Origin of the sequence: Sphingorhabdus sp., from assembly GCF_035329025.1 — a bacterium.
GTDB lineage: Bacteria > Pseudomonadota > Alphaproteobacteria > Sphingomonadales > Sphingomonadaceae > Sphingorhabdus_B.
Genome location: NZ_DAOLHN010000009.1, coordinates 34,787 through 61,126, shown reverse-complemented (window position 1 = coordinate 61,126; position 26,340 = coordinate 34,787). Strand labels below are relative to the sequence as shown.

General features: G+C 57.5%; 27 protein-coding genes. 13 read left to right on the top strand and 14 right to left on the bottom strand.

Annotated elements, in window-relative coordinates:
• Nucleotides 1-9 precede the first annotated feature (9 nt).
• The 3 genes from parE to PKC81_RS03955 all read right to left on the bottom strand — a co-directional run bounded on the left by parE (nucleotide 10) and on the right by PKC81_RS03955 (nucleotide 3,127).
• Nucleotides 10-1,998: a DNA topoisomerase IV subunit B gene (gene parE / locus PKC81_RS03965; RefSeq protein WP_324333336.1), complete on the bottom strand. Its 1,989-nt coding sequence runs from the start codon at nucleotides 1,996-1,998 to the stop codon at nucleotides 10-12.
• 73 nt (nucleotides 1,999-2,071) lie between these two features.
• Nucleotides 2,072-2,464, bottom strand: a complete 393-nt coding sequence (locus PKC81_RS03960) for a PaaI family thioesterase (RefSeq protein WP_324333335.1) — start codon at nucleotides 2,462-2,464, stop codon at nucleotides 2,072-2,074.
• A 12-nt stretch (nucleotides 2,465-2,476) separates the two neighbouring features.
• Nucleotides 2,477-3,127 carry a GcrA family cell cycle regulator gene (locus tag PKC81_RS03955; protein ID WP_324333334.1) on the bottom strand — a complete coding sequence of 217 codons (651 nt, stop codon included), beginning with the start codon at nucleotides 3,125-3,127 and terminating at the stop codon, nucleotides 2,477-2,479.
• Nucleotides 3,128-3,232: 105 nt separating this feature from the next.
• Here PKC81_RS03955 and PKC81_RS03950 point away from each other — a divergent pair, with 105 nt between their 5' ends.
• The 6 genes from PKC81_RS03950 (at nucleotide 3,233) to PKC81_RS03925 (ending at nucleotide 9,030) form a co-directional block, all read left to right on the top strand.
• A complete protein-coding gene (locus tag PKC81_RS03950) occupies nucleotides 3,233-4,072 on the top strand; it encodes an ABC transporter permease (RefSeq protein WP_324333333.1) in 840 nt (279 codons plus the stop codon).
• A gap of 3 nt (nucleotides 4,073-4,075) precedes the next feature.
• On the top strand, nucleotides 4,076-4,708 hold the full coding sequence (maiA, locus tag PKC81_RS03945; protein WP_324333332.1) for a maleylacetoacetate isomerase: 633 nt from the start codon (nucleotides 4,076-4,078) through the stop codon (nucleotides 4,706-4,708).
• On the top strand, nucleotides 4,705-6,813 hold the full coding sequence (locus PKC81_RS03940) for a TonB-dependent receptor (RefSeq protein WP_324333331.1): 2,109 nt from the start codon (nucleotides 4,705-4,707) through the stop codon (nucleotides 6,811-6,813). The genes maiA and PKC81_RS03940 overlap by 4 nt, the downstream gene beginning before the upstream one ends.
• A gap of 9 nt (nucleotides 6,814-6,822) precedes the next feature.
• Entirely contained in the window at nucleotides 6,823-7,281 is a 459-nt protein-coding gene (locus tag PKC81_RS03935; RefSeq protein WP_324333330.1) for a MarR family winged helix-turn-helix transcriptional regulator, read from the top strand.
• 103 nt (nucleotides 7,282-7,384) lie between these two features.
• Nucleotides 7,385-8,479 carry a 4-hydroxyphenylpyruvate dioxygenase gene (gene hppD, locus PKC81_RS03930; protein WP_324333329.1) on the top strand — a complete coding sequence of 365 codons (1,095 nt, stop codon included), beginning with the start codon at nucleotides 7,385-7,387 and terminating at the stop codon, nucleotides 8,477-8,479.
• Complete coding sequence (locus tag PKC81_RS03925; RefSeq protein WP_324333328.1) at nucleotides 8,476-9,030, top strand: VOC family protein; 555 nt, start codon at nucleotides 8,476-8,478, stop codon at nucleotides 9,028-9,030. The genes hppD and PKC81_RS03925 overlap by 4 nt, the downstream gene beginning before the upstream one ends.
• Nucleotides 9,031-9,038: 8 nt before the next feature.
• Here PKC81_RS03925 and PKC81_RS03920 read toward each other — a convergent pair whose 3' ends face one another.
• Complete coding sequence (locus PKC81_RS03920; protein WP_324333327.1) at nucleotides 9,039-9,965, bottom strand: C13 family peptidase; 927 nt, start codon at nucleotides 9,963-9,965, stop codon at nucleotides 9,039-9,041.
• Between the two features lie 98 nt (nucleotides 9,966-10,063).
• Between PKC81_RS03920 and PKC81_RS03915 the strand changes: the two genes are divergently transcribed.
• Nucleotides 10,064-11,071, top strand: coding sequence for a fumarylacetoacetate hydrolase family protein (locus tag PKC81_RS03915; protein WP_324333326.1), 1,008 nt, complete (start codon nucleotides 10,064-10,066; stop codon nucleotides 11,069-11,071).
• Nucleotides 11,072-11,124: 53 nt separating this feature from the next.
• On the opposite strand, the gene PKC81_RS03910 is transcribed toward PKC81_RS03915, so the two are convergent.
• From PKC81_RS03910 to PKC81_RS03880, 7 genes are all read right to left on the bottom strand, one after another.
• On the bottom strand, nucleotides 11,125-12,093 hold the full coding sequence (locus tag PKC81_RS03910) for a type II secretion system F family protein (protein ID WP_324333325.1): 969 nt from the start codon (nucleotides 12,091-12,093) through the stop codon (nucleotides 11,125-11,127).
• A gap of 51 nt (nucleotides 12,094-12,144) precedes the next feature.
• Complete coding sequence (locus tag PKC81_RS03905) at nucleotides 12,145-13,107, bottom strand: type II secretion system F family protein (protein ID WP_324333324.1); 963 nt, start codon at nucleotides 13,105-13,107, stop codon at nucleotides 12,145-12,147.
• Nucleotides 13,108-13,168: 61 nt separating this feature from the next.
• Complete coding sequence (locus PKC81_RS03900; RefSeq protein WP_324333323.1) at nucleotides 13,169-14,428, bottom strand: pilus assembly protein CpaE; 1,260 nt, start codon at nucleotides 14,426-14,428, stop codon at nucleotides 13,169-13,171.
• Nucleotides 14,428-15,009, bottom strand: a complete 582-nt coding sequence (locus PKC81_RS03895; RefSeq protein WP_324333322.1) for a CpaD family pilus assembly protein — start codon at nucleotides 15,007-15,009, stop codon at nucleotides 14,428-14,430. Before PKC81_RS03895 ends, PKC81_RS03900 begins: the two co-directional genes overlap by 1 nt.
• Before the next feature lie 20 nt (nucleotides 15,010-15,029).
• Nucleotides 15,030-16,649, bottom strand: a complete 1,620-nt coding sequence (locus tag PKC81_RS03890; protein WP_324333321.1) for a type II and III secretion system protein family protein — start codon at nucleotides 16,647-16,649, stop codon at nucleotides 15,030-15,032.
• A gap of 4 nt (nucleotides 16,650-16,653) precedes the next feature.
• Nucleotides 16,654-17,670: a Flp pilus assembly protein CpaB gene (cpaB, locus tag PKC81_RS03885; RefSeq protein WP_298602486.1), complete on the bottom strand. Its 1,017-nt coding sequence runs from the start codon at nucleotides 17,668-17,670 to the stop codon at nucleotides 16,654-16,656.
• A 42-nt stretch (nucleotides 17,671-17,712) separates the two neighbouring features.
• Nucleotides 17,713-18,186: a prepilin peptidase gene (locus PKC81_RS03880; protein WP_324333320.1), complete on the bottom strand. Its 474-nt coding sequence runs from the start codon at nucleotides 18,184-18,186 to the stop codon at nucleotides 17,713-17,715.
• Nucleotides 18,187-18,228: 42 nt separating this feature from the next.
• Between PKC81_RS03880 and PKC81_RS03875 the strand changes: the two genes are divergently transcribed.
• The 3 genes from PKC81_RS03875 to PKC81_RS03865 all read left to right on the top strand — a co-directional run bounded on the left by PKC81_RS03875 (nucleotide 18,229) and on the right by PKC81_RS03865 (nucleotide 20,560).
• A complete protein-coding gene (locus tag PKC81_RS03875; protein WP_324333319.1) occupies nucleotides 18,229-19,206 on the top strand; it encodes an alpha/beta hydrolase in 978 nt (325 codons plus the stop codon).
• Nucleotides 19,203-20,309: an FAD-dependent oxidoreductase gene (locus PKC81_RS03870; protein ID WP_324333318.1), complete on the top strand. Its 1,107-nt coding sequence runs from the start codon at nucleotides 19,203-19,205 to the stop codon at nucleotides 20,307-20,309. Before PKC81_RS03875 ends, PKC81_RS03870 begins: the two co-directional genes overlap by 4 nt.
• Before the next feature lie 77 nt (nucleotides 20,310-20,386).
• Complete coding sequence (locus tag PKC81_RS03865; RefSeq protein WP_324333317.1) at nucleotides 20,387-20,560, top strand: DUF1508 domain-containing protein; 174 nt, start codon at nucleotides 20,387-20,389, stop codon at nucleotides 20,558-20,560.
• Nucleotides 20,561-20,566: 6 nt separating this feature from the next.
• Here the strand turns inward: PKC81_RS03865 and rnhA are convergent, their stop codons facing one another.
• The 3 genes from rnhA to ispH are packed head-to-tail and all read right to left on the bottom strand — an operon-like array spanning nucleotide 20,567 to nucleotide 22,946.
• Nucleotides 20,567-21,007: a ribonuclease HI gene (gene rnhA, locus PKC81_RS03860; protein ID WP_324333316.1), complete on the bottom strand. Its 441-nt coding sequence runs from the start codon at nucleotides 21,005-21,007 to the stop codon at nucleotides 20,567-20,569.
• Nucleotides 21,004-21,975: a homoserine kinase gene (gene thrB, locus PKC81_RS03855; RefSeq protein WP_324333315.1), complete on the bottom strand. Its 972-nt coding sequence runs from the start codon at nucleotides 21,973-21,975 to the stop codon at nucleotides 21,004-21,006. The genes rnhA and thrB overlap by 4 nt, the downstream gene beginning before the upstream one ends.
• Nucleotides 21,975-22,946 (bottom strand): 4-hydroxy-3-methylbut-2-enyl diphosphate reductase, encoded by a 972-nt coding sequence (gene ispH / locus PKC81_RS03850; protein WP_324333314.1) that lies wholly within the window; start codon nucleotides 22,944-22,946, stop codon nucleotides 21,975-21,977. Before ispH ends, thrB begins: the two co-directional genes overlap by 1 nt.
• 124 nt (nucleotides 22,947-23,070) lie before the next feature.
• Here ispH and PKC81_RS03845 point away from each other — a divergent pair, with 124 nt between their 5' ends.
• The 3 genes from PKC81_RS03845 to PKC81_RS03835 all read left to right on the top strand — a co-directional run bounded on the left by PKC81_RS03845 (nucleotide 23,071) and on the right by PKC81_RS03835 (nucleotide 26,246).
• The gene (locus PKC81_RS03845) at nucleotides 23,071-23,715 is read left to right on the top strand and encodes a hypothetical protein (RefSeq protein ID WP_324333313.1); all 645 of its coding nucleotides are present in this window, start codon (nucleotides 23,071-23,073) and stop codon (nucleotides 23,713-23,715) included.
• Between the two features lie 108 nt (nucleotides 23,716-23,823).
• Complete coding sequence (gene argS / locus PKC81_RS03840; RefSeq protein ID WP_324333312.1) at nucleotides 23,824-25,551, top strand: arginine--tRNA ligase; 1,728 nt, start codon at nucleotides 23,824-23,826, stop codon at nucleotides 25,549-25,551.
• A 32-nt stretch (nucleotides 25,552-25,583) separates the two neighbouring features.
• The gene (locus tag PKC81_RS03835) at nucleotides 25,584-26,246 is read left to right on the top strand and encodes an SPOR domain-containing protein (RefSeq protein WP_324333311.1); all 663 of its coding nucleotides are present in this window, start codon (nucleotides 25,584-25,586) and stop codon (nucleotides 26,244-26,246) included.
• Nucleotides 26,247-26,340 lie beyond the last annotated feature (94 nt).

The window sequence follows — 26,340 nt, the reverse complement described above, 5'->3', positions numbered from 1 at the left end:
AAATCCTCCTCAAGCGTCGATGGCTTCCTCGTCCAGCGTTGTCGCATGTTCCTGAATGAAACGGAAGCGCGCCTCTGGGCTTTTGCCCATCAACTGATCGACCCGTTCCTTGACGGCAGCCTGTTTCTGATATTCGTGGGGCAAAGTGATGCGGATCAGCGATCGGGTTTTGGGATCCATCGTGGTTTCGCGGAGCTGGCCGGGGTTCATCTCGCCCAGCCCCTTGAAGCGTCCGACCTCGACCTTCTTGCCCTTGAACACGGTAGCTTCCAGTTCGGCACGGTGCGCATCGTCCTGCGCATAGGCGCTCTGGCTGCCCGCGGTCAGGCGATAGAGCGGCGGGCGGGCGAGGTAGAGATGACCGCGCTCGACGATCGCGGGCATTTCCTGGAAGAAAAAGGTCATCAGCAGCGTCGCGATATGTGCGCCATCGACATCGGCGTCGGTCATGATGATGATCCGGTCGTAGCGCAGATTGTCCGGATCGCAATCCTTACGCGTACCACAGCCTAAGGCGAGGCCCAAATCGGCGATTTCTGCGTTGGCGCGGATCTTGTCCATTGTCGCCGAAGCGACGTTCAGGATTTTACCACGGATCGGCAGGATCGCCTGCGTCTTGCGGTCACGCGCCTGCTTGGCGCTGCCGCCTGCGCTATCACCTTCGACGATGAACAATTCGGTGCCGTTGGGATCGTCCGACGCACAGTCGGTCAGCTTGCCGGGCAGGCGGACCTTTTTGCCGCTGGTTGCGGTCTTGCGCTTTACCTCGCGCTCGGCCTTGCGCTTCAGCCGGTCCTCGACCTTTTCGAGGATGAAGCCGAGCATCGCCTTGCCGCGTTCCATATTGTCGGTCAGGAAATGGTCGAAATGGTCGCGCACCGCATTTTCCACGAGCCGCGCGGCTTCCGGAGAGGTCAGCCGGTCCTTGGTCTGGCTCTGGAATTGCGGGTTGCGGATGAAGACCGAAAGCATCAGTTCGGCCTCATTGAAGATATCGTCAGCGGTGATCTGCGCCGCTTTCTTGTTGCCCACCAACTCGCCAAAGGCGCGCAGCCCCTTGGTCAGCGCTGCGCGCACACCCGCTTCATGCGTGCCGCCATCGGGCGTGGGGATTGTGTTGCAATACCAGCTGTAGCTGCCGTCCGAATAAAGCGGCCATGCCACGGCCCATTCGACGCGACCTTGGTCGTCGGGGAAGCTTTGGTTGCCGTGGAAGAATTCGCTGGTGACGCAGTTGCGCGTGCCCAATTGTTCTTTCAGATGATCGGCAAGCCCGCCGGGGAACTGGAATACCGCCTCCTGCGGTACATCGTCGCTCGCCAATTCGGGGTCGCATTTCCAGCGGATTTCAACGCCTGCAAAGAGATAGGCTTTTGATCTTGCGAGCTTGAACAGCCGTGTGGGCTTGAACTTCGCATCGGCGCCGAAAATTTCGGGATCGGGCGTGAAGGCGATGGTCGTGCCGCGCCGGTTCGGTGTCGGGCCCAGCTCTTCAAGCCCGCCCAACGCTGCCCCGCATGAGAAACGCTGACGGTAAAGCTGCTTGTTGCGCGCAACTTCGACAACCGTGTCGGTCGATAGTGCATTGACCACCGAGACACCCACACCGTGCAACCCGCCCGAGGTGGCATAGGCCTTGCCCTCAAACTTGCCGCCCGAATGGAGCGTGGTCATGATGACCTCGAGCGCCGACTTGCCTGGGAATTTGGGGTGCGGATCGACCGGGATGCCGCGACCATTGTCGGTGATGGTCAGGCGATTACCCACGCCAAGCATAATTTCGATGCGCGTCGCATGGCCGGCAACCGCTTCGTCCATACTGTTGTCGAGCACTTCGGCGGCGAGATGATGCAGCGCCCGCTCGTCGGTGCCGCCAATATACATGCCGGGTCGACGGCGAACAGGCTCCAGCCCCTCGAGAACCTCGATTGCCGAAGCATCATAACCGCCAGATTCAGAACCGGCGGGCAATGCGCCGCCGAACAGGTCTTCACTCATGGCTGACGCTATAGGCGCGGCGGAGTCCCCCGCGCAACCGTGACGCGGCTTTCCTCTGTGGAAATCGGTAAAGTCAGGCTTTCCCCGGGGGTGCCGCCAAGATCGCAAAGCTTCCGGTCGCCAGCGCGACCAGCTTTCCACCCTGTTCGATGCGTGAGGTCAGGTGCGCGATGCTGCGGCCTTTATTGTCGATCTGCGTCGCGCACCGGATTTCGCCGCCGCTCACCGGACGGAAATAGCTGATCTTGACCTCGATCGTCGCGCAAGCCTGTCCGGCCTCCAGCGTCGGGTAAAGTGCGGCACCCATGCCGGTATCGGCGAGTGCATAGATCACCGCACCATGTACCACGCCATGCGGGTTCATATGCTTGTGTTCGGCGGTGAGGGTTGCTGTGCTGCCGCCCTTGCCGTCAGGAGTGACGGCAAGATCGATCAGGTCAGCAAAGGGATGCGGGCGACTGGCCACGCGGCCCAGCTATCAGCGGACCCGCGGGCCGCCAAAGGGCATTGGCGGCGGCGCGCGGCGGACGCCACGCGGCAATTGCGCCTGATAGGCACGACCGCAATGTTCGACGCAATAGGGGAAGCCGGGGTTCACCGCTTCGCCGCAAAAATGGAAATCGGGTTCGCCCGGATGGCCCATCGGCCAGCGGCAGACACGGTCGCTCAAATCAAGCAGGCTGGTCTTGTCGGCGATTTCGGGGCTCGGCTTGGCCGGAACCAGACGGCGCGGCGGGGCAGGGGGGATCGGGGCCTGCTGGTCGCCGGGGCCCTGGCGCATGAAGCCGCCGGGTCCGATCGAGACGATCTTGGGCATATCCGTACGCGGCTGCGGGACGCTGGGCGTCGAATAAGTCGGGATGACGCGCTCGGTTGACCCCGACGAAGGTGCAGATTGACGCGGCGCTGCTGCCTTTTCGACGGGCTTTGCCTTGGGCTTCGGCGCAGGCTTGGCTTCGCCTTCATTGGCCTTCACCGGTGACGGACGCGATTTGAGACCAAGACGGTGGGCCTTGCCGATCACGGCGTTGCGGCTCACCCCGCCCAGCTCGTCAGCTATCTGGCTGGCAGTCAGGCCCTTTTCCCACATGGTTTTCAGGCGGTCGATCCGTTCGTCGGTCCAGGACATCGAAAACTCCAAACATTCTGCCAAGCAGCGTGAAAGCGGCGCTTGTTGCAATTAGATATAAAAGCGCCTTGCCGCGCAAGGGGCAAGCCGATAGTCGATTGTGCGATGACTAGCAACAAATCTAATGTCGCCGCTGCCGAGGTTCAAGCCGAACCTGCCGAACGCTTGATCCGCACCGTCAACTGGATCGGCCTGAAAACACTGTATCTGAAAGAAGTACGCCGCTTCATGAAGGTGCAGTTGCAGACCATCTGGGCGCCCGCGATCACGACTCTGCTCTACCTCATCATTTTCACCGTTGCTTTGGGCGGGGTGAAGCCTTCGGTGCTGGGGGTGCCCTTTGCCGATTTCATCGCGCCGGGCCTGATCATCATGGGAATGATGCAGAACAGCTTCGCCAATAGCAGCTTCTCTTTACTGGTGGGCAAGATCCAGGGGACGATCGTCGACTATCTGATGCCGCCCTTGTCGAACCTCGAATTGCTGATCGCGATGGTAGGGGCGGCGGTGACCCGTGCGATCATGGTGGGCTTTGCCGTCTGGTTGGCCATGGCGCTGTGGCCAGGGGTGGGGGTTACCCCTGCCCATTATGGGGCGGTGATCTGGTTCGGCCTGATGGGATCGACATTGCTCGCCCTCATCGGTGTAATCACCTCGATCTGGGCCGAAAAATTCGACCATGCAGCGGCGATTGCCAATTTCGTTGTCGCGCCTGCTGCCTTGCTGTCGGGTACATTCTACTCGGTCGACAAGCTGTCACCCGCGTTTCAGGCAATCAGCCATGCCAACCCGTTTTTCTATGCAATTTCGGGCTTCCGCTATGGCTTTATCGGCACGGCTGACAGCCCCGTGCTGTTTGGTGGCCTGTTGCTGCTCGGCATCAATCTGGTGCTGGGCATCATCGCTTATGCACTGCTGCGTTCGGGCTGGAAGCTGCGGAGCTAGAAAATGTCCGGCATCATCCTGTTCGATTATTGGCGTTCCTCCGCCAGCTACCGCGTTCGCATCGCGCTCAACCTGAAGGGCGTCGCTTACAGCGCAGTTCCCACCAACTTGCTCGATGCCTCGCACAAGAAACCGGACTATGTCGCGCGCAACCCGCAGGGGTTTGTGCCGATGCTTTCGATCGACGGGCATGATCTGACGCAAAGCCTGGCGATTATCGATTATCTGGATGCCAACTATCCCGATCCGCCAATGGTATCCTCCGATCCGGCGGAGAGGGCGAAGACATTGGCGCAGGCACTGGTGATTGCGGCCGACATCCACCCGCTCAATAATTTGCGCGTGCTGGGCCGGTTGAAATCGCAATTCGGCGCCGATGATGCGGCGGTGGCGGAATGGTATCGTCACTGGATAGTTGAAGGCTTCACCGCGCTGGAGGTGATGGCCCCCGAAACCGGCCTGTTCGGCGGTGCGCAACCCAACCTCGCCGATGCCTGCCTCGTCCCGCAAATGGCCAATGCGCGGCGGTTCGATACGCCGTTGGACGCGTTCCCGAAACTGGTGCGGATTGATGCGGAGCTGCGCGCTATTGAGGCTTTTGCCAAGGCGGCGCCGGAGGCGGTGAAGCCGGAATGAGATATGCACCTTTAATTAGCGTTCTGTGCCTCGTGGTGCCGGGCTTGCCGGCCTGGGGGCAGGGCAATGTAATGGAGGGCTGCTATGTCCCGCCGGATCCCGAAACCGGGGAACAGCCGATCCTGGTAAATGACTGCACAATTTCGGTCACCGGCAATCTGGGGAGATCGTTGGCCGAACGAACCGAGTCAATTCTCACCAGCCGTCATATCGTGACCAACGACGTAGAGCGGGAATTGGGGCTTGCCGGGGAGTTTCAGCAATTCAGGCGATCAGATTCCCGATCTGCAAACCCTACCAGTCAGGGCGTAACTATGCGGGGGCTTGGCGGGAATGCCGCTTCGCGGACCTTGCTCTTTCTCGATGGCATCCCGCAGGCCGATCCCTTTGGTGGCTGGGTAGCATGGCCGGGTTATGATGCGCTGGAGATTTTGAGCATAAGGTTAAGGAAAGGGGGCGGGCAACCCTCAGTCGGACCGGGTTCTATTGCGGGCGTGATTGAACTTGATAGCCGGAAAATCCAGGGGCAATCGTCGCTTGGCTTAGGTTTTGGTAGCCGCGATAGTGTCGATGCATTGGGGCGGGTTGTGTCGCGGTTGGGTGACGGCTGGCTGACCGTAGGCGCCAGCTATTCCCGAAGCGATGGCTTTGTTCCTGTGATCAAAAGCCAGCGTGGGGCCGTTGATCATGGCGCGGCCTACGAACAAGCCGGGATTTCATTCCAGGCTACTGCGCCGGTCGTGGACGATATTGACCTTCAGGCAAATTTGCGCGCCTATTTTGACAATCGAAATCGTGGCGTCGATTTCTCCCGCAACACAAATGATGGCGTGGACGCCAGCCTTAAAGTGTCGAACCGCAAGGGCGGTTGGCAGTGGTCGGCAACCAGCTATATCCAGCTGCGTGATTTTTCATCGGAATTCGGGGCCGTGTCTGTCGATCGCTCGACCGTCACGCCAACATTGGATCAATTTGCAACGCCGTCAAACGGAATGGGGCTGCGTTTCGAAATTCGACCGCCTCATGATGAGACGTGGGAATTTAGAGCTGGCGGTGAGTGGCGCCGTACCCTTGGAGAGACCCGCGAAAATTTCACCTATGTTGCAGGACGCCCTACGCGGTTTAGGACGGCCGGCGGTTCGGCGGATACGGTTGGCGGATTTGCTGAACTCTCAATTGCCCCGACCGAGCAATTCAAGCTGTCTGCCGGTGGACGATTTGACAGCTGGCATTTGGACGACGGTTTCCGTCGCGAAGTGAATATCGGTGGGGATGTTCGATCGGATGATCGTTTCATATCGCGCGCAGATGGCGAATGGAGCGGGCGTGCCGGGGTGGATTGGTCACCGTTAAACAGGGTGAATATAGGCGCGTCAATGTACAGATCATGGCGCTTGCCGACTCTGAATGAGTTATACAGGCCATTCAGGGTGGGCGCCGATGCAACCGCTGCCAATGCCGCATTGGCGCCAGAGCGGCTCTCGGGCTTTGAACTTGTTGCAGGATATTACTCGACGCGGCTGACTCTCGAAGCGCTATATTTCGACAATCGTTTGAAGGGGGCGATTGCAAATGTGTCGGTTGCAAACGGACCAGGAAACTTCCCCGGTGTCGGTTTTGTTGCGGCAGGCGGTGTTTATCGGCAACGGCAGAATCTTGATGCTATCCAATCGCGCGGTCTCGAGCTTTATGGTAGTATAATGATAGCCTATGTATTGGATCTCAGTGTGTCCTACAGTCTGATCGACGCGCAAGTCGAAGCTTCAGGCATAGCGGCATCGCTTGACGGATTGAGGCCAGCGCAAGTCGCCCGCCATTCGGGTCGTATCGCTTTGACATATGATGATATGCGTGATGATCGCGGGACTTTGAGCATCCGTTACATCGGCAAGCAATTTGAAGACGATGCCAATAGTCGGGCCCTTGGTGCGGCGACCGTTGTCGATTTTGCCTTGGCAAAGAAAATAAGGAAGAACTTGTTTTTAGAAGTGCGCGGAGACAATCTTTTCAACACGCGGGTCGAAGCAGCAATTTCGGGCACTGGCATCATCGAACGCGCCACCCCGCGCACCCTTTGGCTTGGCGCAAGCTGGAAATTTGATTAGCGTTGGGTCATGTCGCAACGCAAACTGACCCTTGGCGAATTCCTGCCTTACCAGCTTTCGATAACTTCGAATGCGGTCAGTGATCTGATCGCGCGGAGTTATCGGGGACGCTTTGGTCTCAAAATCCCCGAATGGCGGGTGATGGCGGTGCTCGGTGAAAAGGGCAGTGCCACCCAGCGCGAATTGGTCGCGGCGACGCAGATGGACAAGGTCACGGTCAACCGCGCCTCCAAGGCGTTGGACGAACGGGGGCTGATCGGGCGGGCGCCGAATGAGACCGACGGGCGCTCGCACCACCTTGCGCTGACCGCGGTGGGCAAGGAACTCTACGACCAGATCGTCCCGCTCGCGCTTTCGGTGGAGACAGAGATCGAGGGCATATTGGGCAATGAAGAGGCAACGCAGCTTGCCGGGCTCCTCGCCAAACTTCGCGCCCGGGTGAGTGAGATGGAGCGCAAGGCGGATTGACCGCGCGGCAGGATGCGTGCTTGCGCAAACTGGTTTCAATTGATACTATCTGCAGGATTCGGGATCCCCGAACATAGGTCAACTGTCTCTGGATGAATTTTCCATGCCCGATCTGTTTGAAAACCCCCTCGGCCTCGACGGCTTCGAATTTGTCGAGTTTTGTGCGCCCGAAAAAGGCATCCTCGAACCCGTCTTCGAAAGCATGGGCTTCACCCGCGTCGCCCAGCACCGTTCAAAGGATGTGCACCTGTGGCGGCAGGGTGAAATCAACCTGATTGCCAATTACGAACCGCGCAGCCCCGCTGCTTATTTCGCTGCGGAACATGGCCCCAGCGCCTGCGGCATGGCCTTCCGCGTCAAGGATGCCGCCAAGGCTTACAAGGAAGCGATCGAGCGCGGAGCGGAGCCGGTCGAAAGCAAGACCGGCGTGATGGAACTGCGCATACCGGCAATCAAGGGGATCGGCGGTGCGTTCATCTATCTGGTCGATCGCTATGCCACGCTCGAAAATCCTGATGCGTTGTCGATTTACGATATCGACTTCGTCTTTTTGCCGGGGGTCGAGCACTTCCCTGTCGGAGCAGGTTTCAAGTCGATCGATCACCTGACGCACAATGTCTATGGTGGCCGCATGGCGCATTGGGCAGCCTGGTATCAGCGGATCTTCAACTTCCGCGAAATCCGCTATTTCGACATCAAGGGCGAATATACCGGTCTGACCTCAAAGGCGATGACCGCGCCTGATGGCAAAATCCGCATCCCGCTCAATGAAGAGGGCAAGGCCGGTGGTGGGCAGATTGAAGAATATCTGCGTGCCTATAATGGCGAAGGTATCCAGCATATCGCGCTGATCTGTGACGATCTGGTTGCCTGCTGGGACAATCTCAAGAAACTCGGCGTGACTTTCATGACCCCGCCGCCTGACACTTATTATGCGATGCTCGAACAGCGGTTGCCCGGCCATGGCGAACCGGTTGATGCGCTTAAATCACGCGGCATCTTGCTAGACGGGACGACCGAAGGTGGCACACCGCGATTGCTGCTGCAAATCTTCGCACAGCCCGAAATCGGCCCCGTCTTCTTCGAATTCATCCAGCGTCGCGGCGATGAAGGCTTCGGCGAAGGAAATTTCAAGGCATTGTTCGAGAGCATCGAGCGCGACCAGATCGAGCGCGGTGTATTGGAGGTGGCAGAATGACCGTTCCCTTCAAGACTGATCGCATTCACCACGTCGCCTATCGCTGCAAGGACGCGAAGGAGACCGTGGAGTGGTATGCCCGCGTGCTGGGTTTCACCTACACCACGGCCTTTGCAGAAGATCATGTGCCGTCGACCGGCGAATATGATCCCTATATGCACATCTTCCTTGAGTGCGGCGGCGGCAACGTCCTCGCCTTTTTCGAACTGCCCAACCAGCCGGAGATGGGGCGCGATGAAAAGACGCCTGCCTGGGTGCAGCATCTGGCGTTCAAGGTTGCCGACTTCGATACGCTGAAAGCGGCGAAGGCGCATATCGAATCGCTGGGTATCGATGTGATCGGGCCGACCTATCACGGCATTTTCCGCTCAATCTATTTCTTCGATCCCAATGGCCACCGGCTCGAACTGGCCTGCGATATCGGCACTCAGGAACAATATGCAGAGCTGAAGCGCGTAGCGCCGATGATGCTCGATGATTGGAGCAAGACCAAGACAGCCCCGCGCCACGCCGAATGGCTGCACAAGGAACCGATCGAAGCTTCTGAATAAAAGTGCGGTCAGGTTGTGATGTTGGCGGCGCGCCCGACCTTGGGCGTCTCGGTTTTGGGCATGCGCGCTTCAAGCGCATCGAGCCAGATCCGCGCCTTGTCACCGATGAAAAGCTGCGGGTCCGAGGGGACAAGCCCGCGTCCGGCCTCCCACAGGGTTATCAACGACCGCGCCTCGTCATTGGCCTTTTCAAGGCTCTGCGGCTTGCGCAGCGCAGTGTTGACAAAGGCATCGCCAAAGAAGGTCCAGTCATTGCCCGGATTGCAGCCGAACGAAGTCCTTTGAGAGGAGGCGGCTGTGACAATAACCGACTGATCGCCGTTGAGTACAGGTACGAAAACGCCGGAAAAGCAGGCGGAAAGGATGATGAGGCGGCGCTGGATACCGAGATCATCCAGCATTGCTGCCAGCCGTTTGGGCGCAATCATTCCGATCGCGTTATTCCCGTCACGATAAACCAGCCCCAATTTGGGGTCGCCATGGGTGGTCGCAAAGAGGACGAGGACGTCTTCCTTCACATTCATTTTTGCGGCAACCGCCGCCAGAGCAGTGGCCAGATTGGGCGGCGATCCTTGCGGGGTACCGACAGTTTCTTTCCCCGCACCGGCGGCAAGGAATATCGATCGACCGGTCGCTCCATAGCGGCGCGTCAGCACCTTCTGCGCTTCACCAGCCTCGCGCCCGAATACCGGATCGGAATCGAGCCCGATCGAAACCACATAGGCGTCGATGATGCCCTGCCGCTGGGGTTGCAACGTCGCAAGCGCGGAGGACAGACGGCGATGCTGCACATAGTGCCAGGCCGCACTGCGGTTCTGCTCCATCGACCAGCCATTTTCCGCCGCCTCGCGGTTGTTGAAGCCGACCTGACTGGTCGAAGGACCAGCTATTGCGGTTGCAACAAGAAGTGCGGCGGCGAGCGTTTTCCATTGCATAGCCACTGTCTCCCCAACTTCGATAGTCTAGGCAGGATATTGCGATTGCCGCAAGCCCGTAATCCAGTCATGATGAAACACCAAAACAGGATGCCTTTATGAAACTAGCCTCACTGAAATCTGGTCGCGACGGAAAACTTGTGGTCGTGTCAAATGACCTCGCCTGGTATGCCGATGCCAGCCATATCTGCCCGACAATGCAGGCCGCGCTCGATAATTGGGAACGTATTGCGCCCAAGCTGGAGGCGCTGGCAACCGATCTTGAGCATGACGTAATCCCCAAAGAGCGCTTTCATGAACATGATGCAGCGTCACCCTTGCCGAGGGCCTATCAATGGGCCGATGGTTCGGCTTATGTGAATCATGTCGCTTTGGTTCGCCAGGCGCGTGGTGCGGAAATGCCGGAAAGTTTCTGGCACGATCCGCTGATGTACCAGGGCGGATCGGACGGTTTCCTGGGGCCGCGCGACGATATACCGCTTGGCGACGTCGCCTGGGGCTGCGACATGGAAGCGGAAGTTGTGGTCGTAACCGGCGACGTGCCGATGGGCGTGAGCGCGGGTGAGGCGAGGGACTATATCCGCCTTGTGGGTCTCACCAACGATGTGTCGCTGCGCGGCCTCATTCCAGACGAGCTTGCCAAGGGCTTCGGCTTTTTCCAGTCAAAACCGGCCAGCGCCTTTTCACCCGTATTCGTAACGCCTGAAGCTCTGGGCAATCGCTGGGACGGCGGAAAGCTGCATGGTGCGTTGTGCGTCGACCTCAATGGTCAGCCCTTGGGCCGCGCCGATGCCGGCGTCGACATGACATTCGATTTTGGACAGCTCATTGCCCATGCGGCAAAGACGCGGAACCTGTCAGCGGGAACGATCATTGGCTCGGGTACGGTATCGAACCGCGACGCAGATGGTGGCCCGGGCAAGCCCATTGGCGAAGGCGGTCTCGGTTATAGCTGTCTGGCTGAGGTGCGGACGATTGAAACGATCCAGGGTGGAAAACCCGTCACACCTTTCATGAAAGCAGGCGATACCGTCCGCATCTGGATGGAAGATGAGAAACACCATCCGATTTTCGGGGTGATCGAACAGACCGTCGTCGCATATTGAATCAAAAAAGGCGGGAGGAAGATCCCGCCTTTTCTGTTTGAGTTCCGATCAGCCTATTTCTTGGCAAAGGCATCGCCGATCGAGCAGGCTGCCGGTCCAAGGATCACGATGAACAGTGTCGGCAGAATGAAAAGGATCAGCGGCACCGTCATGATCGCGGGAAGGCGGGCAGCCTTTTCTTCGGCACGCATCATGCGTTCGTTACGGAATTCAGCCGAAAGCACACGCAGAGCCGAAGCGAGCGGCGTACCATATTTCTCAGTCTGGATCATGGTCGTGACCACGCCCTTCACCGAGTCCAGATCGACACGATAAGCTAGGTTTTCGAATGCCATGCGACGCTCAGTCAGGAAGCCGAGCTCGATTGCCGTGAGGGCGAACTCGTCACCCAGTTCGGGAAAGCCGCGGCCAAGTTCCTTTGCTACGCGATTGAAGGCAGAGTCGACCGTCAGACCGGCTTCGGCGCAGATGACAAGCAAGTCGAGCGCATCGGGCAGGCCCTTGCGGATCGCATCGGTTCGTTTCTGGATCAGGTTGCCGAGATAGATGTCTGCTGCCTTGTAGCCCAAAATTGCCATGGCAGCGAACACCGCAAAACGCTTGAATGGTGTCCAATCGGCCAGGCCACCCATGCCGTAAATCCAGAACAAGGCTCCGCCGCCGAGGAGGATCGGCCCGACAAGCCGACTGAAGATCACTGCAACCGCAAGTTCCTTGCGGCGGATGCCGGCTTGCGCCAGTTTTTGCTGCGCGACCTTGATCTGATCATCTTGCAACACCTTGAGCGACGACAGCAACTGGCGCATTTTGTCGGTCGTTTCGGTGTTGCGCACCAGCTTGGCACGCTTCTTTGCGGTCGATGCCGAAATTCCAGCCTTTAACTGCTCGCGACGTTCGTTCAACGCCTTGACGCGCTTGGTCATCGGGTCGCGAACTGTCACAGCCGCATAGATGGCAAGTATCACCGCAAAACTGGCAATCGCTGTCATCAATGTGGCGACCCACATGACGTCGATACCCATGATTTCGGGTCCAGGAGGTTGAGCGCTGTTCATCTTTCTCGGTCCTGTCCCTTAGATTTCAAAGCTGACCATTTTGGCCATGATACCAACACCAATGCTCATCCAGACCAGTCCGACTATGCCGGCGATCATCAGGCGTTGTTCGACAAAGAAGCCGCCCAGATATTCCGGGTTTACCGACCAGACGAGCGCGAAGACGATGAAAGGCAGCGAGCCGACGATATAGGCCGACGCTTTGGATTCGGATGACATGGCGCGAATCTTCAGCTTCATCTGCGCGCGTTTGCGCAACACATCGGCGAGGTTTGACAGCGTTTCCGCAAGATTGCCGCCGGTTTCGCGCTGAATGGCAAGAGTGATTACGAAGAACTGGAATTCAGGTGTGCCAAGGCGCTCTGCTGTATCCTGCAGTGCATCCTCCATGGTTTTGCCGATCTTGATCTTTTCTGTAACGATCTTGAATTCTTCGCCAACGGGACCCGGGATTTCGCGGGCAACGACGCCGAGCGTTTCACCAACCGGAAGTCCTGATTTCAAACCGCGAACGAGCAATTCGATCGCTTCCGGAAATTTTGCCGTGAAATCATTTATGCGTTTGCGGATCAGGTAATTGACGGAAAAGTGCGGCACGGCCAGGGCGAGAAAAGTCGCTCCGCCAAGAGCGAGCAACATCGGCGCTCCCCGAATCGTCAAAATTCCGAACATGGCGACAAAAATCCCGCCACTGACGTAGAGATACTGGTTGAGCCCCCATTTTTTGCCCGTCTGTTGAAGGCGCAGGCGCAGGCGATCGGTCACGCTCATTTTCGTGCCTTCGGTGAACATGATCGGTCGGCGCGCGGCCACTGCCTTGCGCATTTGTTGCTCAAGCTTGGCGTCAACCGAGTCCGAATGGCGGATTTTCACCGCACTTAGCCGTCGACTGGCTGCTTTCCCCGTTGCAGGTCCTGCAAAGGCAAATCCCAAAAGGATGAGCGAGGCCACCAAACCAAAAATGAGAACCAGATTGTTCATCTTTTACCGCCTCTGCCTCATTTGGAGTTCCTTGTCGGAACGCCAGTGTGGCATTCGAGTGTTATTTTTTTGCCAACAGCGATTTGAAACCGGCCATCATCGATTTTTTCGACGATGCGGCTTTGGTTTCGGTTGCCTCTTCTTCGGGAACGCCGGTTGACTTGATCATATCAGTCAAAGCCACAATGCCCGAGGCCACCTTGCTCGAACGGACAGAGTCGACCAGCGGTTTGCCGAGTTTGGCGGCCTGCGCCGTTGCTTTTGAGTCCAGCGGGATTACGAGATCAATCTTGCGCTCAATCGAGCTTTCAAAATCCTTGCGTGAAATCTCGATGCCGCCGGCTTGGGCTTTGTTGGCAACAACGATCGTCTGGCAAGACGGTGCATTTGCGCGCAGCCATGCAAGCAGGCGAATGGCATCACGCGCCGAAGCCAGTGTCAGTTCGCAGACAATCACTGCCACATTCACATCGTGCAAAAGATGCGGGTAAGCGATCAACATGTTGCGTGGCAGATCGATGACCGTGTTCTCGAACGCTGCCCGGAATTCTTCCTGCAACTGGAAGAAGGCCGATCCGTCTGTCATGATGGGGCTGCTGATCGCAGCTTCAGCTGACAGGATGGAAAGCTTGTCATTGGCCTTGATTGTTGCGCGCTCGATGAAAAGCCCGTCGATGCGGCTCGGATTGTCGATTGCGTCGGTCAACCCGCGGCCCGGCTCCAGATCCAACGCCAGAGCGCCGGTTCCGAAGTGGACGTCGAGATCGAGAAGGCCCGTCAGGTGGCCCATGCGTTCAGACAGCAACCAGGCAATCGAAGTTGCGATGGTCGATGCCCCTACGCCGCCGCGCGTACCGATAACTGCGGTCGACAGGTGCGGATGTTCCTTGGCTCCGTCGTCGTGCTTTGGCGCGTTGAGGATCATCTGGGCATGTGTCACGGCATCGCGAAGCGCATCGGGACTGACTGGCTTAAGCAGATAGTCCTGCAGGCCTGAAAGCATGAGATCGCGGTACAACCGAACATCATTGACCTGACCCATCGCGATAACGACGGTTCCGGGTTCGCAAACTTCGGCCAGTCCATTGATGTCCGAAATCGGGTCGCCCGATTCCGACAGGTCAACCAGCAGAATTTGTGGGCTGGCTGATACCGACAGCGATTGAACGGCGTTGCGCAAGCCGCCCTTGAAGGCCTTTTCCTGCGGCCACCCCATGTCGTCGCAAACAGTGCGGACAACATCGAGAGTCAGGTCATCGCAAACATAGGCAGTGAACGGATCTCTGGCACCGGCCGAGACACTTTTAAATGGTGCGTTCATTAGTTTGCGCCTCCGGATTTCTTGCGCGATCCACCCCGGCTGTTTTCAGGAGTGGACTCGCGGCCGCGTACTAGATCTTCGGGATCGGCAACCATCGTAGCAAGATTGCTGTTCGTAGCGCATCCGTAGTTGGGATGGTTGCTGGAGTTGTAATTGGCCTCAGTGGTTTTGGTCCAATTCGGGCAATTGGGAACACTCGCCGTCGAGCGGGTCACTACTACCCTGGCAGTACCCGGCACCACATTGCCAGCCGTGACCGGCGCCGTCTCGCTTAACAGCAAACCATGCTTGGCCGCGAGGTCACTCACCGCTTGCTTGGTTGCTGCATCGGGGTAGCTATCGCCAAAATCCACGGCAATGCGGTCGCCAAATCGCAGTTTCATGGCCTCAAACCATTCTGCGATACGGTTTTGTTCGAATGACGAGAGTCCAGCGCTGCCATCGACATTCACGTCGAGGGCGTAGTTGTTGCGCTGAACCACCGGTTGGTTGGTCGAGTACATCGACGTATTCGAGCCAGTTGCGCCGCATCCGGCGAGCGTGAAGGCCAAAGTTGCCGTCAAGATTAGTTTTGCACGCATGTTCATGCTCCTCACGTCGCTCAATTGAAGCTGAAGCCGGGTGCTGACCCTGCTTCACCGGATTGGGATTTCTTGGCCTGCTTGGTGCTGATCGCCGGAGCAGCTTCGCTTACGGTACCGAACTCCGGGCCCTTCACATTGTCGGGCGCAACAGTCGGCATCGGGCGTTCAGCAGATCCGGTCAAATTCGACGCGGTCTTGTTGAGCAGGATGCGCTCCAGATCAGACGGAGTATTGTATCCGTCGGTCGGCAGCTTGATTTCTGATTCTGAGACCGGCTTCACCAGATAGGGAGTAACGACGATGACCAGTTCGGTCTCGTTGCGCTTCCAGCCATTTGACTTGAACAGGGCACCGAGAACCGGAACATCTCCCAAGCCCGGATATTTATCGACCGAAGTGTTGGCCGAGTTTGAGAGCAGTCCGGCAATCATGAAGCTCTGGCCAGAACCCAGTTCGACCGTCGTTTCCGCCATGCGTGTGGTGATCGCCGGTATTTCGGTTCCTGCGATGCGAACAGCGCCTTGTGACGAGATATCCGAGACCTCCGGGCGCACCCGAAGGAGGATGCGGCCGTCAGACTGGACGGTTGGGGTGTAGCGCAGGCTGACACCAAAATCACGGAACTGCACGGTGGTCGCGCCAAAATTGTCCGCTACCGGTATCGGAAACTGCCCGCCCGCAAGAAATTCTGCGGATTCACCAGAGATAGTGGTGAGATTAGGTTGAGCAAGCGTGGTCGAAAGACCGGCGCGCTCGGCAATGTCAAACGCAGCTGCGACATCGATACCGAACAATTTGCCCGCGAGGTTCAGCACATTGCTTCCTACCGGGTTATTGAAGGTATATTGCGTCCCGCCAGTAATAAACTGACCGGTCGCTGGGTTGAAAGGCAACGAGATTGAGCCTGCGGGAAGGCCGTACAGCGATGACGCATCCAGGCGCGGAAAGGCGCTGGTGTTGAGATCGCCAATGGTACCCACGCTGCGACCGCGGCCGACGCCAAAGACAAGGCCATTGCCGTCATTGTCACGAGTTGTGAAATTTGATGCAATTTCCTTGGCCAGCGAACGGCTGACTTCCGCAATCCGGACCTGCAGATTGACCTGCATTGGAACGGCGGTCTTCAGTCGGCTGACGACTTTTGTCGCATCGCCAACAAACGCCTGAACGAGTGTTTCAGCTTCCTGAACATCTTCAGGTTGGGCGACCGTACCAGTTAGCAGTACCACACCGTTCATGGTCGAAACCTTGATGTCGGCTTCGGGCATTGCGAGCAGCAGCATCTGATCAACCGAGTCGAGGTTGTTGCCTACCCGGATAGTGGCAGAGTAGATTGTCCGTCCTGCAGCATCTGTTGCATAGACGGTCGTTTCGCCTTGCCCTTTTCCGAGGATGTAGAGCTGCCGGGGGCTGCGGACATCGACATCGGCGATCGTCGGGTTAGAAACAACAACGTCGGATACCGAAGAGCCCAGATTGATCTGCTCGCCACGACCGACCGACAGAACGATCACGCGGCCGCCGGTTTTGGATGCAGCGGGATCGGCCTTTGCAGGTGCCGCGCTGGCAACGGTGGAAATGGAGGCAGCGAAGATAATCGCTGCGGCACCGGATTTCATGAGTGATTTGATGGTCATTATATTACCTCCGGTCCACATTGACTTCTTCGACAGCACCGGCGCGAGAGACGCGGACGACGCTGCCACGGCGAACCTGTTCGATCTGTTTTTCAACTTTCACTGCTTCTGCCGCAATCTGCACGGGCGTGATCGCGGGAAGGCTGCTACGCTGGAAACGTGAGACATCGCCGCCGGTTGCATAGGTGCTCGGGCCTGCAGTCGGTTGCTTCTGAACCGAGGCGAGGAACTTTTCTTCTTCCTCAGCAGTTGCGCCCTTGGGCAATTTCACATCGCCCGATGCCAGCGCCATTTCGAGCTCGGCTGCGTTGTCGGCGAGCGAACGGAGCGAGAGACTGATCGTACCGATCGTCTGCGCCACGGCGATTTTTTCTGCAATGCGCGGCGTCACTTCGATGGTCACCAACTTGTACTTCGAAGGAATGCTATTGCCTTTTTCATCGACGCTTGGTGTCGAGCGCTGGTCAGTTGCCAGGACGCGAAGGTTGCGGATGATGGTTTCCGAAACTTTCAAGGGCTGACCAGTGCCTGCACCGCTTACATTCTGGGTCAGGACAAGGTCCACACGGTCACCTGGAAAGACAAAGCCCGAAACACCAGTGAGTGTAGAGACTGGAACCGATACCGCACGCATGCCCGGTCCAAGTGCCGCAGCAAGGAAACCACGATCGCCAGGAGCGACAAGCGAACCTTGGGTAATCGGCTGTCCGGCTGTAATCGGATTGCGCACAACCGTGCCGACCAATGTGGTCGTCTGGTCAGGCTCGCCGTCTTTCTTGATGAAATAGGCTTCCTCGATCAGCTCTTCCGGCCACGGTTGATAGCGAATGCTGTCTGCAGTCAGAATTGTTCCAACCGGCAATGCCCGCGTTGCAACGATGACCTTTGGGCCAGTGGCGACGGGTTTTTGTGCAACCGCTTGGGGTGCGCCTCCGCCCGAGAACATGCTGCGCGCCATAAACGCGGTGACTGCGGCTATCAGCAGCGCGCAGACCAGCAAGATTACTTTTTTCCTATCCATGACGAACAAGCTCCTGAACGGTCCCCTGAATGAGACAGCTAATCACCTAAAATGGTTAAAAAACTGTTCACCGGCGCACCAAAGGCCGGCGAGCGAAATTGCGACGCCATATGGAATGCGGACGTGACCGCTTCCTTTTCGTATCTTGTGAACGATGAAGAAAATTATGGTTACCAGCGCGCCGAGCAAACTGGCGTTGAAAACAAATTTGATGACGACCAATGGCGGAAACCACAGGGCGACTGCCGCGAACAATTTCACGTCGCCACCACCCATCATGCCGAAGTAGAAAAATAGCGCGAAGAACAGGAAAGTCGCGATTCCTGCGCCGAGATAATAGCCAATTTCAGGCCAGGTGAATGTCCCGGTCGCAAGCCAGTAAAGAGGAGCGGCGAGCGCGATCGATGCGGTCACCCAATTGTAAATAAGGCGGTGCCGAATGTCGGAATAGATCGACACCAGCAGGCCGATTGCCAAGCCGCCAAGCAGCGCGTAAGCGAAAAAATTCTGGTCCATATTGCCGCACTGTTAACCATCAGAACTTTCTAAAAGGTAACCATGCCTGAAGCCCAAACGGAAACGATACGGCGTGCCATCCCGAGTTATGCGCACGAAGGATTCTGGACTGCGCCGGATGGCTGGCGGATTCGGCGGATAGATTGGCCCTCGTTGAACGGTGATGGTGAAGGCATATCCGAAGCGCGCGGATCGATGCTTTTTCTGCCCGGTCGGGGCGATCATTATGAGAAATATCTTGAAACGCTGGACCATTTTGCCCGTTCAGGCTGGCAGGTGACGGCGATTGACTGGCGCGGGCAGGGCGGTTCAGGACGACTGCTCGGGGATCCGCATATCGGCCATGCCGATGATTTTTCGACCTGGATTTCGGACCTGGGTGCGTTTTGGCGCGAATGGAAAACCCAAGGGCCGGGGCCGCATATAGTGGTTGCCCACAGTATGGGCGGGCATTTGGTCATGCGCGCGTTATGCGAAAAAGCAATAGATCCGGATGCTGTCGCTTTATCGGCACCTATGTTGGGTATCCAGACGATGGGGCTGCCTTATGCGGTGCATCACGCAGTTGCCAAACTGCTTCGCGCCCTTGGCAATCCGGAAAGGGCCGCGTGGAAGGAAGGTGAGAAACCCGGATCACCACTGAATGCGCGCGCCAAGATACTGACACATGATTCGGCCCGTTATGCGGACGAACTGTATTGGTGGCAGAAACGACCGGAGGTGCGGCTTGGACCGCCGAGCTGGCATTGGGTCGAACGGGCAATTGCTTCAACGCGCCAGTTGAACGCGCCCGGAATCATGGAAGGGGTAACCGTACCTATCTTGCTGTTGGCGACAACTGCCGATCATCTTGTCGATACCAAAAGGGTCATTCGCGATGCGAAAAGGCTGCCGAATAGCGAGTTGGTCTTATTTGGTAATGAGGCTGCGCATGAACTTTTGCGCGAAACCGACCCTGTCCGCGACAAATGTATTGCCGCCATCGAAAACTTTCTCGATCGCAAAGCGCCCAAATCATGAATCGTTTCGATGTTGCCATTGTCGGCGCCGGAATGGCGGGCGCCAGCCTTGCGGCCGAGATTGCACCGTCGAAATCAGTTTTGCTGCTAGAGGCAGAGGAATTCCCCGGTTATCATTCAACGGGCCGCTCGGCGGCGTTCTGGAGCGAAACCTATGGTGGGCCGGCTATCCAGCCGCTGACAACAGCCTCCTACCAGTTCCTCTCAACCCCTCCTGCAGAGTTTTCCGAACGTGGATTTTTGACCCCGCGCGGCGCTCTGCATATCGGGACGGCAGAATGCCATTCAATCGCTGAGGACATGCAGGCAGATTTTGCTGCGAGCTCGGTTGCTCTCGAGAAACTATCCGCCAATCACATCGAGCGACATCTTACGGGACGCAGAGACGGCTGGGACCTCGCCTTATGGGAGCCTGATTGTTGTGACATCGATGTTGCAGCCTTGCATCAGGCATATCTTGGGGCGGCCAGACGGCTTGGTTGTGAAATTCAATGCAGGGCTCCTGTAAGGGCACTGGCCTTTGTCGATGGCTGTTGGTCAATCAAGACCGCTGCCGGTCAGTTTGAGGCCGAAATGGTGGTCAATGCGGCCGGTGCATGGGCAGATATGATTGCGGAACTCGCGGGCATCCGGCGACTGGACATCCAACCCTATCGGCGCACAGTCGTGCAAATCGAAATTGCTCCTGCCGCACCTGCCGATTTGCCACTCGTCGTCGGACTCGACGGAAGTTTCTACTTTAAACCCGATGCCGGTGGGCGGTTGTGGGTAAGCCCGCATGATGAAATCGCGACACCGCCATGCGATGCCGCGCCCGAGGAGCTTGAAGTTGCAACCGCGCTTGATCGCTTCGAGCAAGTGGTTGACTGGAAAATCAAGCGGATAGAGCGCAAATGGGCAGGTTTGCGCAGCTTCGCACCGGACAGGAGGCCGGTAATCGGGCGGGATCCGCGGAACGAGCAATTTTTCTGGCTTGCCGGGCAAGGCGGCTTTGGCATCCAGACTGCACCTGCCGTTGCAAAGCTTGCTGCCGCGCAGATCACCGGGGAAGAAAGGCTTCGCGCTATCGATCCTGCCCCATATTCGCCAGATCGATTTGGTTGATTTTACACACCGTTGGCTTGCGAAAGGCTCCCAGATTGATAGCGTAGAATATCACGGCTCTGCGCAAAGGAGGAACCATGGCGCACTATTTCGAGATCAAGCAGAACAAGGCGGGCGAATATGTCGCCTATTTCAAATATAACAGTGAAACGATTTTCTGGACCGAGGGCTATTCAAGCAAGGCTTCAGCCAAAAATGCCATCGAATCTATCCAGAAAAACGGACCGGGGGCTGAAACCCGCGAAGGTTGAAAAAGGCTAAAGCGTTCCGGCTGCGGCAGCAGCATCGCTGGCCAGCCGGTCCGCCCGTTCATTTTCGGCATGGCCATTATGGCCTTTGACCCACACCCATTCGACCTTGTGTCGGGCGACCGCTTCGATCAGTTCGTGCCATAAATCAGCATTCCGAACAGGTTGTTTGGAGGCGTTTTTCCAACCGTTACGTTGCCAGCCCTCAACCCATTTTGTGATGCCATCGAGGACATATTTGCTGTCGGTATGTAAAGTGACGGCGCAGGGTTCAATGAGCAGGTTGAGTGCCCTGATGGCCGCAGTCATTTCCATGCGGTTGTTGGTTGTGTCGGGCTCGCTGCCCGATATGTCCTTTTCGTGCTTGCCATAACGGATCACTGCGCCCCAGCCGCCGGGCCCCGGATTGCCCTTGCAGGCCCCGTCGGTGAAAATTTCTACCTTTTTCATGGCGCGCCTCCGAACAATTTACTGCTTTCGACGCTGCGATAGAAAACAAGCCGGTGATAAAAGGCCAGAGGGTCCTTGCGCGTCACCATCGCGTCGGCGGGCGTGTTGATCCAGTCATAAAGACGGGTGAGCAGGAATCGTAACGATGCCCCGCGTGCCAGCGAAGGGAAGGCGTGTACTTCGGCTTCGTCAAGCTTGATGACTTCGCCATAACCGGCAAGCAAGGCTTCACCAATGCCAGCCAGATATTGACGCCCGTCGGCGGTAAAGCTCCATGCTGCATGGGTCACAGCTAGATCATAAGCGCGGTAGTCTGTGCAGGCGAAGTAGAAATCGATCAAGCCGCCAACCTGATCACCCCGAAACAGAACATTGTCCGGAAAAAGATCGGTATGAACCGCGCATTGGGACAAATCTTGTGGCCAGTTCGCGGAAAGCCAGTCGCATTCGCGGTCAATATCTTCGGTAAAGCCATCTTGTAGCGCATCGGCGGCGACTTTATCGCACTGGTCGAACAGCGGTCTCCAGCTTTTGTGACCCAAGGGGTTTGGCTTGATCTCGCCAAAATCGCCGACCGCCTGATGCATTTTTGCCAGAGATTGACCGACCGCATGGGCTTGTTCTGGTGTGGGCTCTGAAACCGAAATGCCAGGGAGGAATTCGATGAGGCAGGATTTCTTGCCGTGAACATCCTGCAGCCACTGGCCTGTGCTATCATCGATAAAGCGCGGCACGGGGCAGCCAGCATTATGAAGATGTGCCAGCAAATTGTGGAAATATGGCAGGTCCGCCGGATTGACCCTGTTTTCGTACAATGTGAGGATGAAACGCGCCCGATCCGTTTCGAGAAGATAATTGCTGTTTTCGACGCCTTCGGCGATGCCTTTGAGCGAGACAAGCTTTCCCACGTCATAGCGCATCAGCAATTCCGCTGCCGCCTCGGCGCTGACTTGTGTGTAAACTGCCATCAGGCCGGGTCGGCGGCTGCTGCGAGCTCGCGGGGTAGCTTGAAGGTGATGCTTTCTTCGGCGGTTACCACTTGATCCTCGCGAACTTCGAACCGTTCTGAAATGCGCGAGATAAACTGGCGTACCAGCACCTCAGGAGCGGAGGCGCCCGCAGTTATCCCCAGCGTCGTTACGCCGTCCAACCAGTTGAAATCGATTTCTTCTGCCCGCTGCACAAGCCGCGCTGGCGTACCTGCTCGTTCAGCAACCTCTACCAATCGAAGCGAATTGGAACTGTTCGGTGCGCCAATCACGATTACCAGATCGCAACGACCGGCGATTGCCTTGACCGCAGCCTGCCGGTTCGACGTTGCGTAACATATATCTTCGCCTTTGGGCCCGACTATCGCTGGGAAACGCCTTTGCAGCGTAGCAACGATTTCGGCCGTATCATCAACCGAAAGTGTGGTTTGCGTCAGGAACGCCAAATTCTCGGGGTCTGCGACCTCCACCTTTTCGGCGTCCTCCTCGGTTTCGACCAGCGTCATCGCTCCGGAAGCTACCTGGCCAAAGGTTCCGATCACTTCGGGATGTCCCTTATGACCGACAAAAAGAATATGGCGCCCCGCCTCGACCTGGCGTTCGGCTTGACGATGCACTTTGGAAACGAGCGGGCAAGTGGCATCAAAATAGGCCAATCCCCTATTTTGTGCATCTTCCGGCACCGATTTGGGGACACCATGCGCGGAAAACACCACATGCGCATTGGCGGGAACTTCGTCGAGTTCGTCAACGAAAATGGCGCCTTTTGCCCGCAGGCTGTCGACGACGAATTTATTGTGCACGATTTCGTGCCGCACATAGATCGGCGCGCCATGGCGCTCGAGCGCTTGCTCCACAATCTGGATGGCGCGATCCACGCCCGCGCAAAAGCCGCGCGGAGCAGCTAACAGGATATCGAGGCGGCGGCGATTTTCGTTTTGTTCAGTCATGTGCAATGTCATTTAGGTAATCCGGAGGCATTGGCCAAGGCCTTTCCCTTGTTGCACTGTATAGTGCTGCCGGATAAAGACGCACCGAACGCCGAAACGGCACAAGACTGAGGAAGCTATATCCATGAAAATCCTATTGCACGCAGCACCGCTCGCTCTGCTGGTTTTGGCAGGCTGTGCAAAGGATGGCGTGCTGGACGTTAACTCGGGTGTAGGTGTCACGGCAACGCGCACGGGCTGCCCGACGGTGGCGGTAGCCGACGGCACTGGCGACATTACGCTGTTCGTGCAGGGCGCGCCGCAAAATGCGGATTCGGTCGATGTCGTTGCGTCGATCACCAAGGTCCGGCCGTCGTGCAACAGCAGTGGCGCGAAAATCTATTCGGTCGCGGATTTCGAGGTTCAAGCTCGACGGAGTGATGCCCGCGGCGCACGTTCAGTGACACTCCCCTATTTTTCCACCGTAGTTCAAGGCGGGACTGCCGTTGTGGCAAAGCGGATCGGGCAGGTAACTGTCAATTTTGCCGATGGGCAATATCGTGCACAGGCAGCGGCTAAGGGTGCGGCCTATATCGATCCTGCTTCAGCCGCTTTACCCCCGGAAATCGTCGAAAAAATAACGCGTAAGCGCAAACCTGGCGATGCCGACGCTGCGCTTGATCCGATGGCTGATCCCGAAGTGCGTGCGGCAATCCAACGCGCCAGCTTCGAACTTCTCCTCGGCTTCCAACTGACCGAAGATCAACTCCGATATAATGTGACCCGATAAAGGCGCGCCCGAAAGGGGCCGCCTTGGCCCCCTTTTTCTTTTCTGTGGCATGGACTAGGGGGCTGCAAGACCCATGCAGCCGCATCCCTATTTCAGGAAAAGACCCCAGTGACCCTCTTTGTCCAATTTGCCGCCCATTTGAACCATGCGCTTGATGCGCTGGAAACCGCTGGAACCCTGCCTGGCGGTCTCGATCGCAAAGCCGTAACGGTTGAGCCGCCACGCGATGTTTCGCATGGCGATCTGGCGACCAACGCCGCCATGGTGCTGGCAAAACCTGCAGGGACCAATCCGCGCGCTTTGGCTGAGGCGATTGCCGGAGAATTGCGCAAGGTTTCGGGTGTCACCGGCGTGGAAATTGCCGGTCCAGGCTTCCTCAACCTGAAACTCGAAGCATCGATCTGGCTTGACGAACTGCGCGCGATTGCAGCGCAAGGTGATGATTATGGCCGCTCTAGCCTCGGCAGCGGCAAGACTGTTAATGTCGAATATGTCTCGGCCAACCCCACAGGCCCAATGCATATGGGTCACTGCCGCGGGGCTGTAGTGGGCGATGCGCTGGCCAATCTGCTGCAATTTGCTGGCTACAGGGTGACCCGCGAATATTATGTCAACGATGCGGGCGGTCAGGTCGATGTGCTCGCGCGCTCAGCGCACCTGCGCTATCGCGAGGCTCTGGGTGAGGCCATTGGCGATATCCCCGAGGGGCTTTATCCCGGCGATTATCTGGTTCCGGTCGGGCAGAAACTGGCAACTGAATATGGCGATAAATTCGTCGCTGCACCCGAATCCGAATGGCTCGCTCCTTTCCGGCAATTTACGGTTGCCATGATGATGGAGATGATCCGTTCGGACCTCGCCTTGTTGGGTATCCATCACGATATCTTCGCCTCAGAAGCCGAGGTGCAACAGGCGAAGAAACCTGAGGCCGCGGAGGCATTTCTGCGCGAACGCGGGCTGGTTTACGACGGTGAGCTCGAACCGCCCAAGGGCGAACCCGATCCCGATTGGGAACCAGTCACATTGCCTTTGTTCAAATCAACCGAGTTTGGCGACGATCAGGACCGCCCGATCCGTAAATCGGATGGCAGCTGGACTTATTTCGGTGCCGATATGGCCTATCACTTCCAGAAGGCGCAAAATGCCGACTGGCTGATCGACATCTGGGGCGCCGACCATGCTGGCACAGTCAAACGCATCAAGGCAGCGGTCGCAGCGCTGACCGAAGGCAAGGTGGAGTTCGACGTGAAGCTGGTGCAAATGGTGCGCCTGCTGCGCGGCGGCGAGCCGATCAAAATGTCCAAGCGGGCAGGCAATTTCGTGACTTTGGCCGATGTCGTGCGCGAAGTCGGCAAGGATGTTGTGCGCTTTACCATGCTGACGCGCAAGGCCGATGCACAGATGGATTTTGACTTTGCCAAGGTCGTCGAGGCGTCGAAGGACAATCCGGTTTTCTATGTGCAATATGCCCACGCCCGTATCAGCTCGACGCTGCGCAAGGCTGAGACTGAGGAAGGCTTCAAGCCGGGAGCAGAGCATCTCGACCTGCTTGGTGCAGAAGAGCTGGCACTGATCCGTGAATGCGCAAATCTGCCGCGTATTGTAGAGGCTGCGGCAAAGGCGGGCGAGCCCCATCGCATCGCCTTCTTCCTTGGCGATCTGGCCGCGGCCTTTCATGCCTATTGGAACCTCGGTAACGACCAGCCGGACAAGCGCTTCATATTGGCACAATCCCCAGAATTGAGCAGTGCAAGGCTTTTCTTGGCAGATAAAGTCGGGCAGGTTATTCGAAACGGGCTGCGATTGATGGGTGTTGAAGCCGCAAAGCAGATGTAACCCGGCATAAGTGACCAGAGGAATTAAATGCGATGACCGATAGCAATCGCGACGAAGATTTGGGCCTGGACGATCCCGATCGCCTGCCTTGGCTCGAAACCGCCGATGGTTATGAATATGAGGAAAGCGCTTCGCCGCTGAAAGTCGCCGGTTTGGTATTGGCTGGTCTTGCTCTGCTTGCGGCTATTGTTGGCGGTATTTACTGGATCCAACGCAATCAGTCCGGCGGCGCTTCGGGCAATGGCGAACTGATTGCCGCGCAGGAGGGTGACTACAAGGTTGCGCCTGCCGATCGCGAAGGCAAGAATTTCGAAGGCGAAGGCGACGCTGCTTTCGCCGCCAGTGAAGGCAAGAAGGTCGAGGTATCGATCGATCCAGCCAAGGCTAAAGCAGCCGCGCAGGCGCCGCAACAGGCTCCGGCTGCCGCACCCGTCAAGGCAGGCTCTGCTCCCGCAGGTTCGGGCTTTGTGCAACTGGGGGCCTTCAGTGACTCCGCCAAGGCCGATCAGGCCTGGGCTGCGATGGGTAAGCGCTTTGGCTTCCTGTCTGGCCTGAACCGCCGCATCGCCGAAGGTGCTGCAGAAGGCGGACGCAAGGTTTATCGACTGCAAGCCGTCACCGCCAATCCGGCGGCGGCCCAGCAATTGTGCGCCAAGCTGAAGGCTGCTGGCGAGAATTGCATGGTGGTCAAGTAATCGCCGCAAGGCGGATTTGCCTTCATTGGGGGATGAAGGCATTTTCGGCCGTGGAGCGGGGCATCGCTCCACGGCCTATTTTTTGCCGGTTTTG

Excerpts from the sequence above, each read along its gene's own strand:
- PKC81_RS03875 (WP_324333319.1), top strand. The coding sequence starts at position 18,229 with ATGCCTGAAGCCCAAACGGAAACGATACGGCGTGCCATCCCGAGTTAT.
- PKC81_RS03865 (WP_324333317.1), top strand. The coding sequence starts at position 20,387 with ATGGCGCACTATTTCGAGATCAAGCAGAACAAGGCGGGCGAATATGTC.
- PKC81_RS03835 (WP_324333311.1), top strand. The coding sequence starts at position 25,584 with ATGACCGATAGCAATCGCGACGAAGATTTGGGCCTGGACGATCCCGAT.
- PKC81_RS03940 (WP_324333331.1), top strand. The coding sequence starts at position 4,705 with ATGAGATATGCACCTTTAATTAGCGTTCTGTGCCTCGTGGTGCCGGGC.
- thrB (WP_324333315.1), bottom strand. The coding sequence starts at position 21,975 with ATGGCAGTTTACACACAAGTCAGCGCCGAGGCGGCAGCGGAATTGCTG.
- PKC81_RS03915 (WP_324333326.1), top strand. The coding sequence starts at position 10,064 with ATGAAACTAGCCTCACTGAAATCTGGTCGCGACGGAAAACTTGTGGTC.
- PKC81_RS03905 (WP_324333324.1), bottom strand. The coding sequence starts at position 13,107 with ATGAACAATCTGGTTCTCATTTTTGGTTTGGTGGCCTCGCTCATCCTT.
- PKC81_RS03870 (WP_324333318.1), top strand. The coding sequence starts at position 19,203 with ATGAATCGTTTCGATGTTGCCATTGTCGGCGCCGGAATGGCGGGCGCC.
- parE (WP_324333336.1), bottom strand. The coding sequence starts at position 1,998 with ATGAGTGAAGACCTGTTCGGCGGCGCATTGCCCGCCGGTTCTGAATCT.
- PKC81_RS03935 (WP_324333330.1), top strand. The coding sequence starts at position 6,823 with ATGTCGCAACGCAAACTGACCCTTGGCGAATTCCTGCCTTACCAGCTT.
- PKC81_RS03910 (WP_324333325.1), bottom strand. The coding sequence starts at position 12,093 with ATGGGTATCGACGTCATGTGGGTCGCCACATTGATGACAGCGATTGCC.
- PKC81_RS03900 (WP_324333323.1), bottom strand. The coding sequence starts at position 14,428 with ATGAACGCACCATTTAAAAGTGTCTCGGCCGGTGCCAGAGATCCGTTC.
- ispH (WP_324333314.1), bottom strand. The coding sequence starts at position 22,946 with ATGACTGAACAAAACGAAAATCGCCGCCGCCTCGATATCCTGTTAGCT.
- PKC81_RS03880 (WP_324333320.1), bottom strand. The coding sequence starts at position 18,186 with ATGGACCAGAATTTTTTCGCTTACGCGCTGCTTGGCGGCTTGGCAATC.
- PKC81_RS03925 (WP_324333328.1), top strand. The coding sequence starts at position 8,476 with ATGACCGTTCCCTTCAAGACTGATCGCATTCACCACGTCGCCTATCGC.
- hppD (WP_324333329.1), top strand. The coding sequence starts at position 7,385 with ATGCCCGATCTGTTTGAAAACCCCCTCGGCCTCGACGGCTTCGAATTT.
- PKC81_RS03920 (WP_324333327.1), bottom strand. The coding sequence starts at position 9,965 with ATGCAATGGAAAACGCTCGCCGCCGCACTTCTTGTTGCAACCGCAATA.
- PKC81_RS03895 (WP_324333322.1), bottom strand. The coding sequence starts at position 15,009 with ATGCGTGCAAAACTAATCTTGACGGCAACTTTGGCCTTCACGCTCGCC.
- cpaB (WP_298602486.1), bottom strand. The coding sequence starts at position 17,670 with ATGGATAGGAAAAAAGTAATCTTGCTGGTCTGCGCGCTGCTGATAGCC.
- PKC81_RS03890 (WP_324333321.1), bottom strand. The coding sequence starts at position 16,649 with ATGACCATCAAATCACTCATGAAATCCGGTGCCGCAGCGATTATCTTC.
- PKC81_RS03950 (WP_324333333.1), top strand. The coding sequence starts at position 3,233 with ATGACTAGCAACAAATCTAATGTCGCCGCTGCCGAGGTTCAAGCCGAA.
- PKC81_RS03955 (WP_324333334.1), bottom strand. The coding sequence starts at position 3,127 with ATGTCCTGGACCGACGAACGGATCGACCGCCTGAAAACCATGTGGGAA.
- PKC81_RS03845 (WP_324333313.1), top strand. The coding sequence starts at position 23,071 with ATGAAAATCCTATTGCACGCAGCACCGCTCGCTCTGCTGGTTTTGGCA.
- rnhA (WP_324333316.1), bottom strand. The coding sequence starts at position 21,007 with ATGAAAAAGGTAGAAATTTTCACCGACGGGGCCTGCAAGGGCAATCCG.
- maiA (WP_324333332.1), top strand. The coding sequence starts at position 4,076 with ATGTCCGGCATCATCCTGTTCGATTATTGGCGTTCCTCCGCCAGCTAC.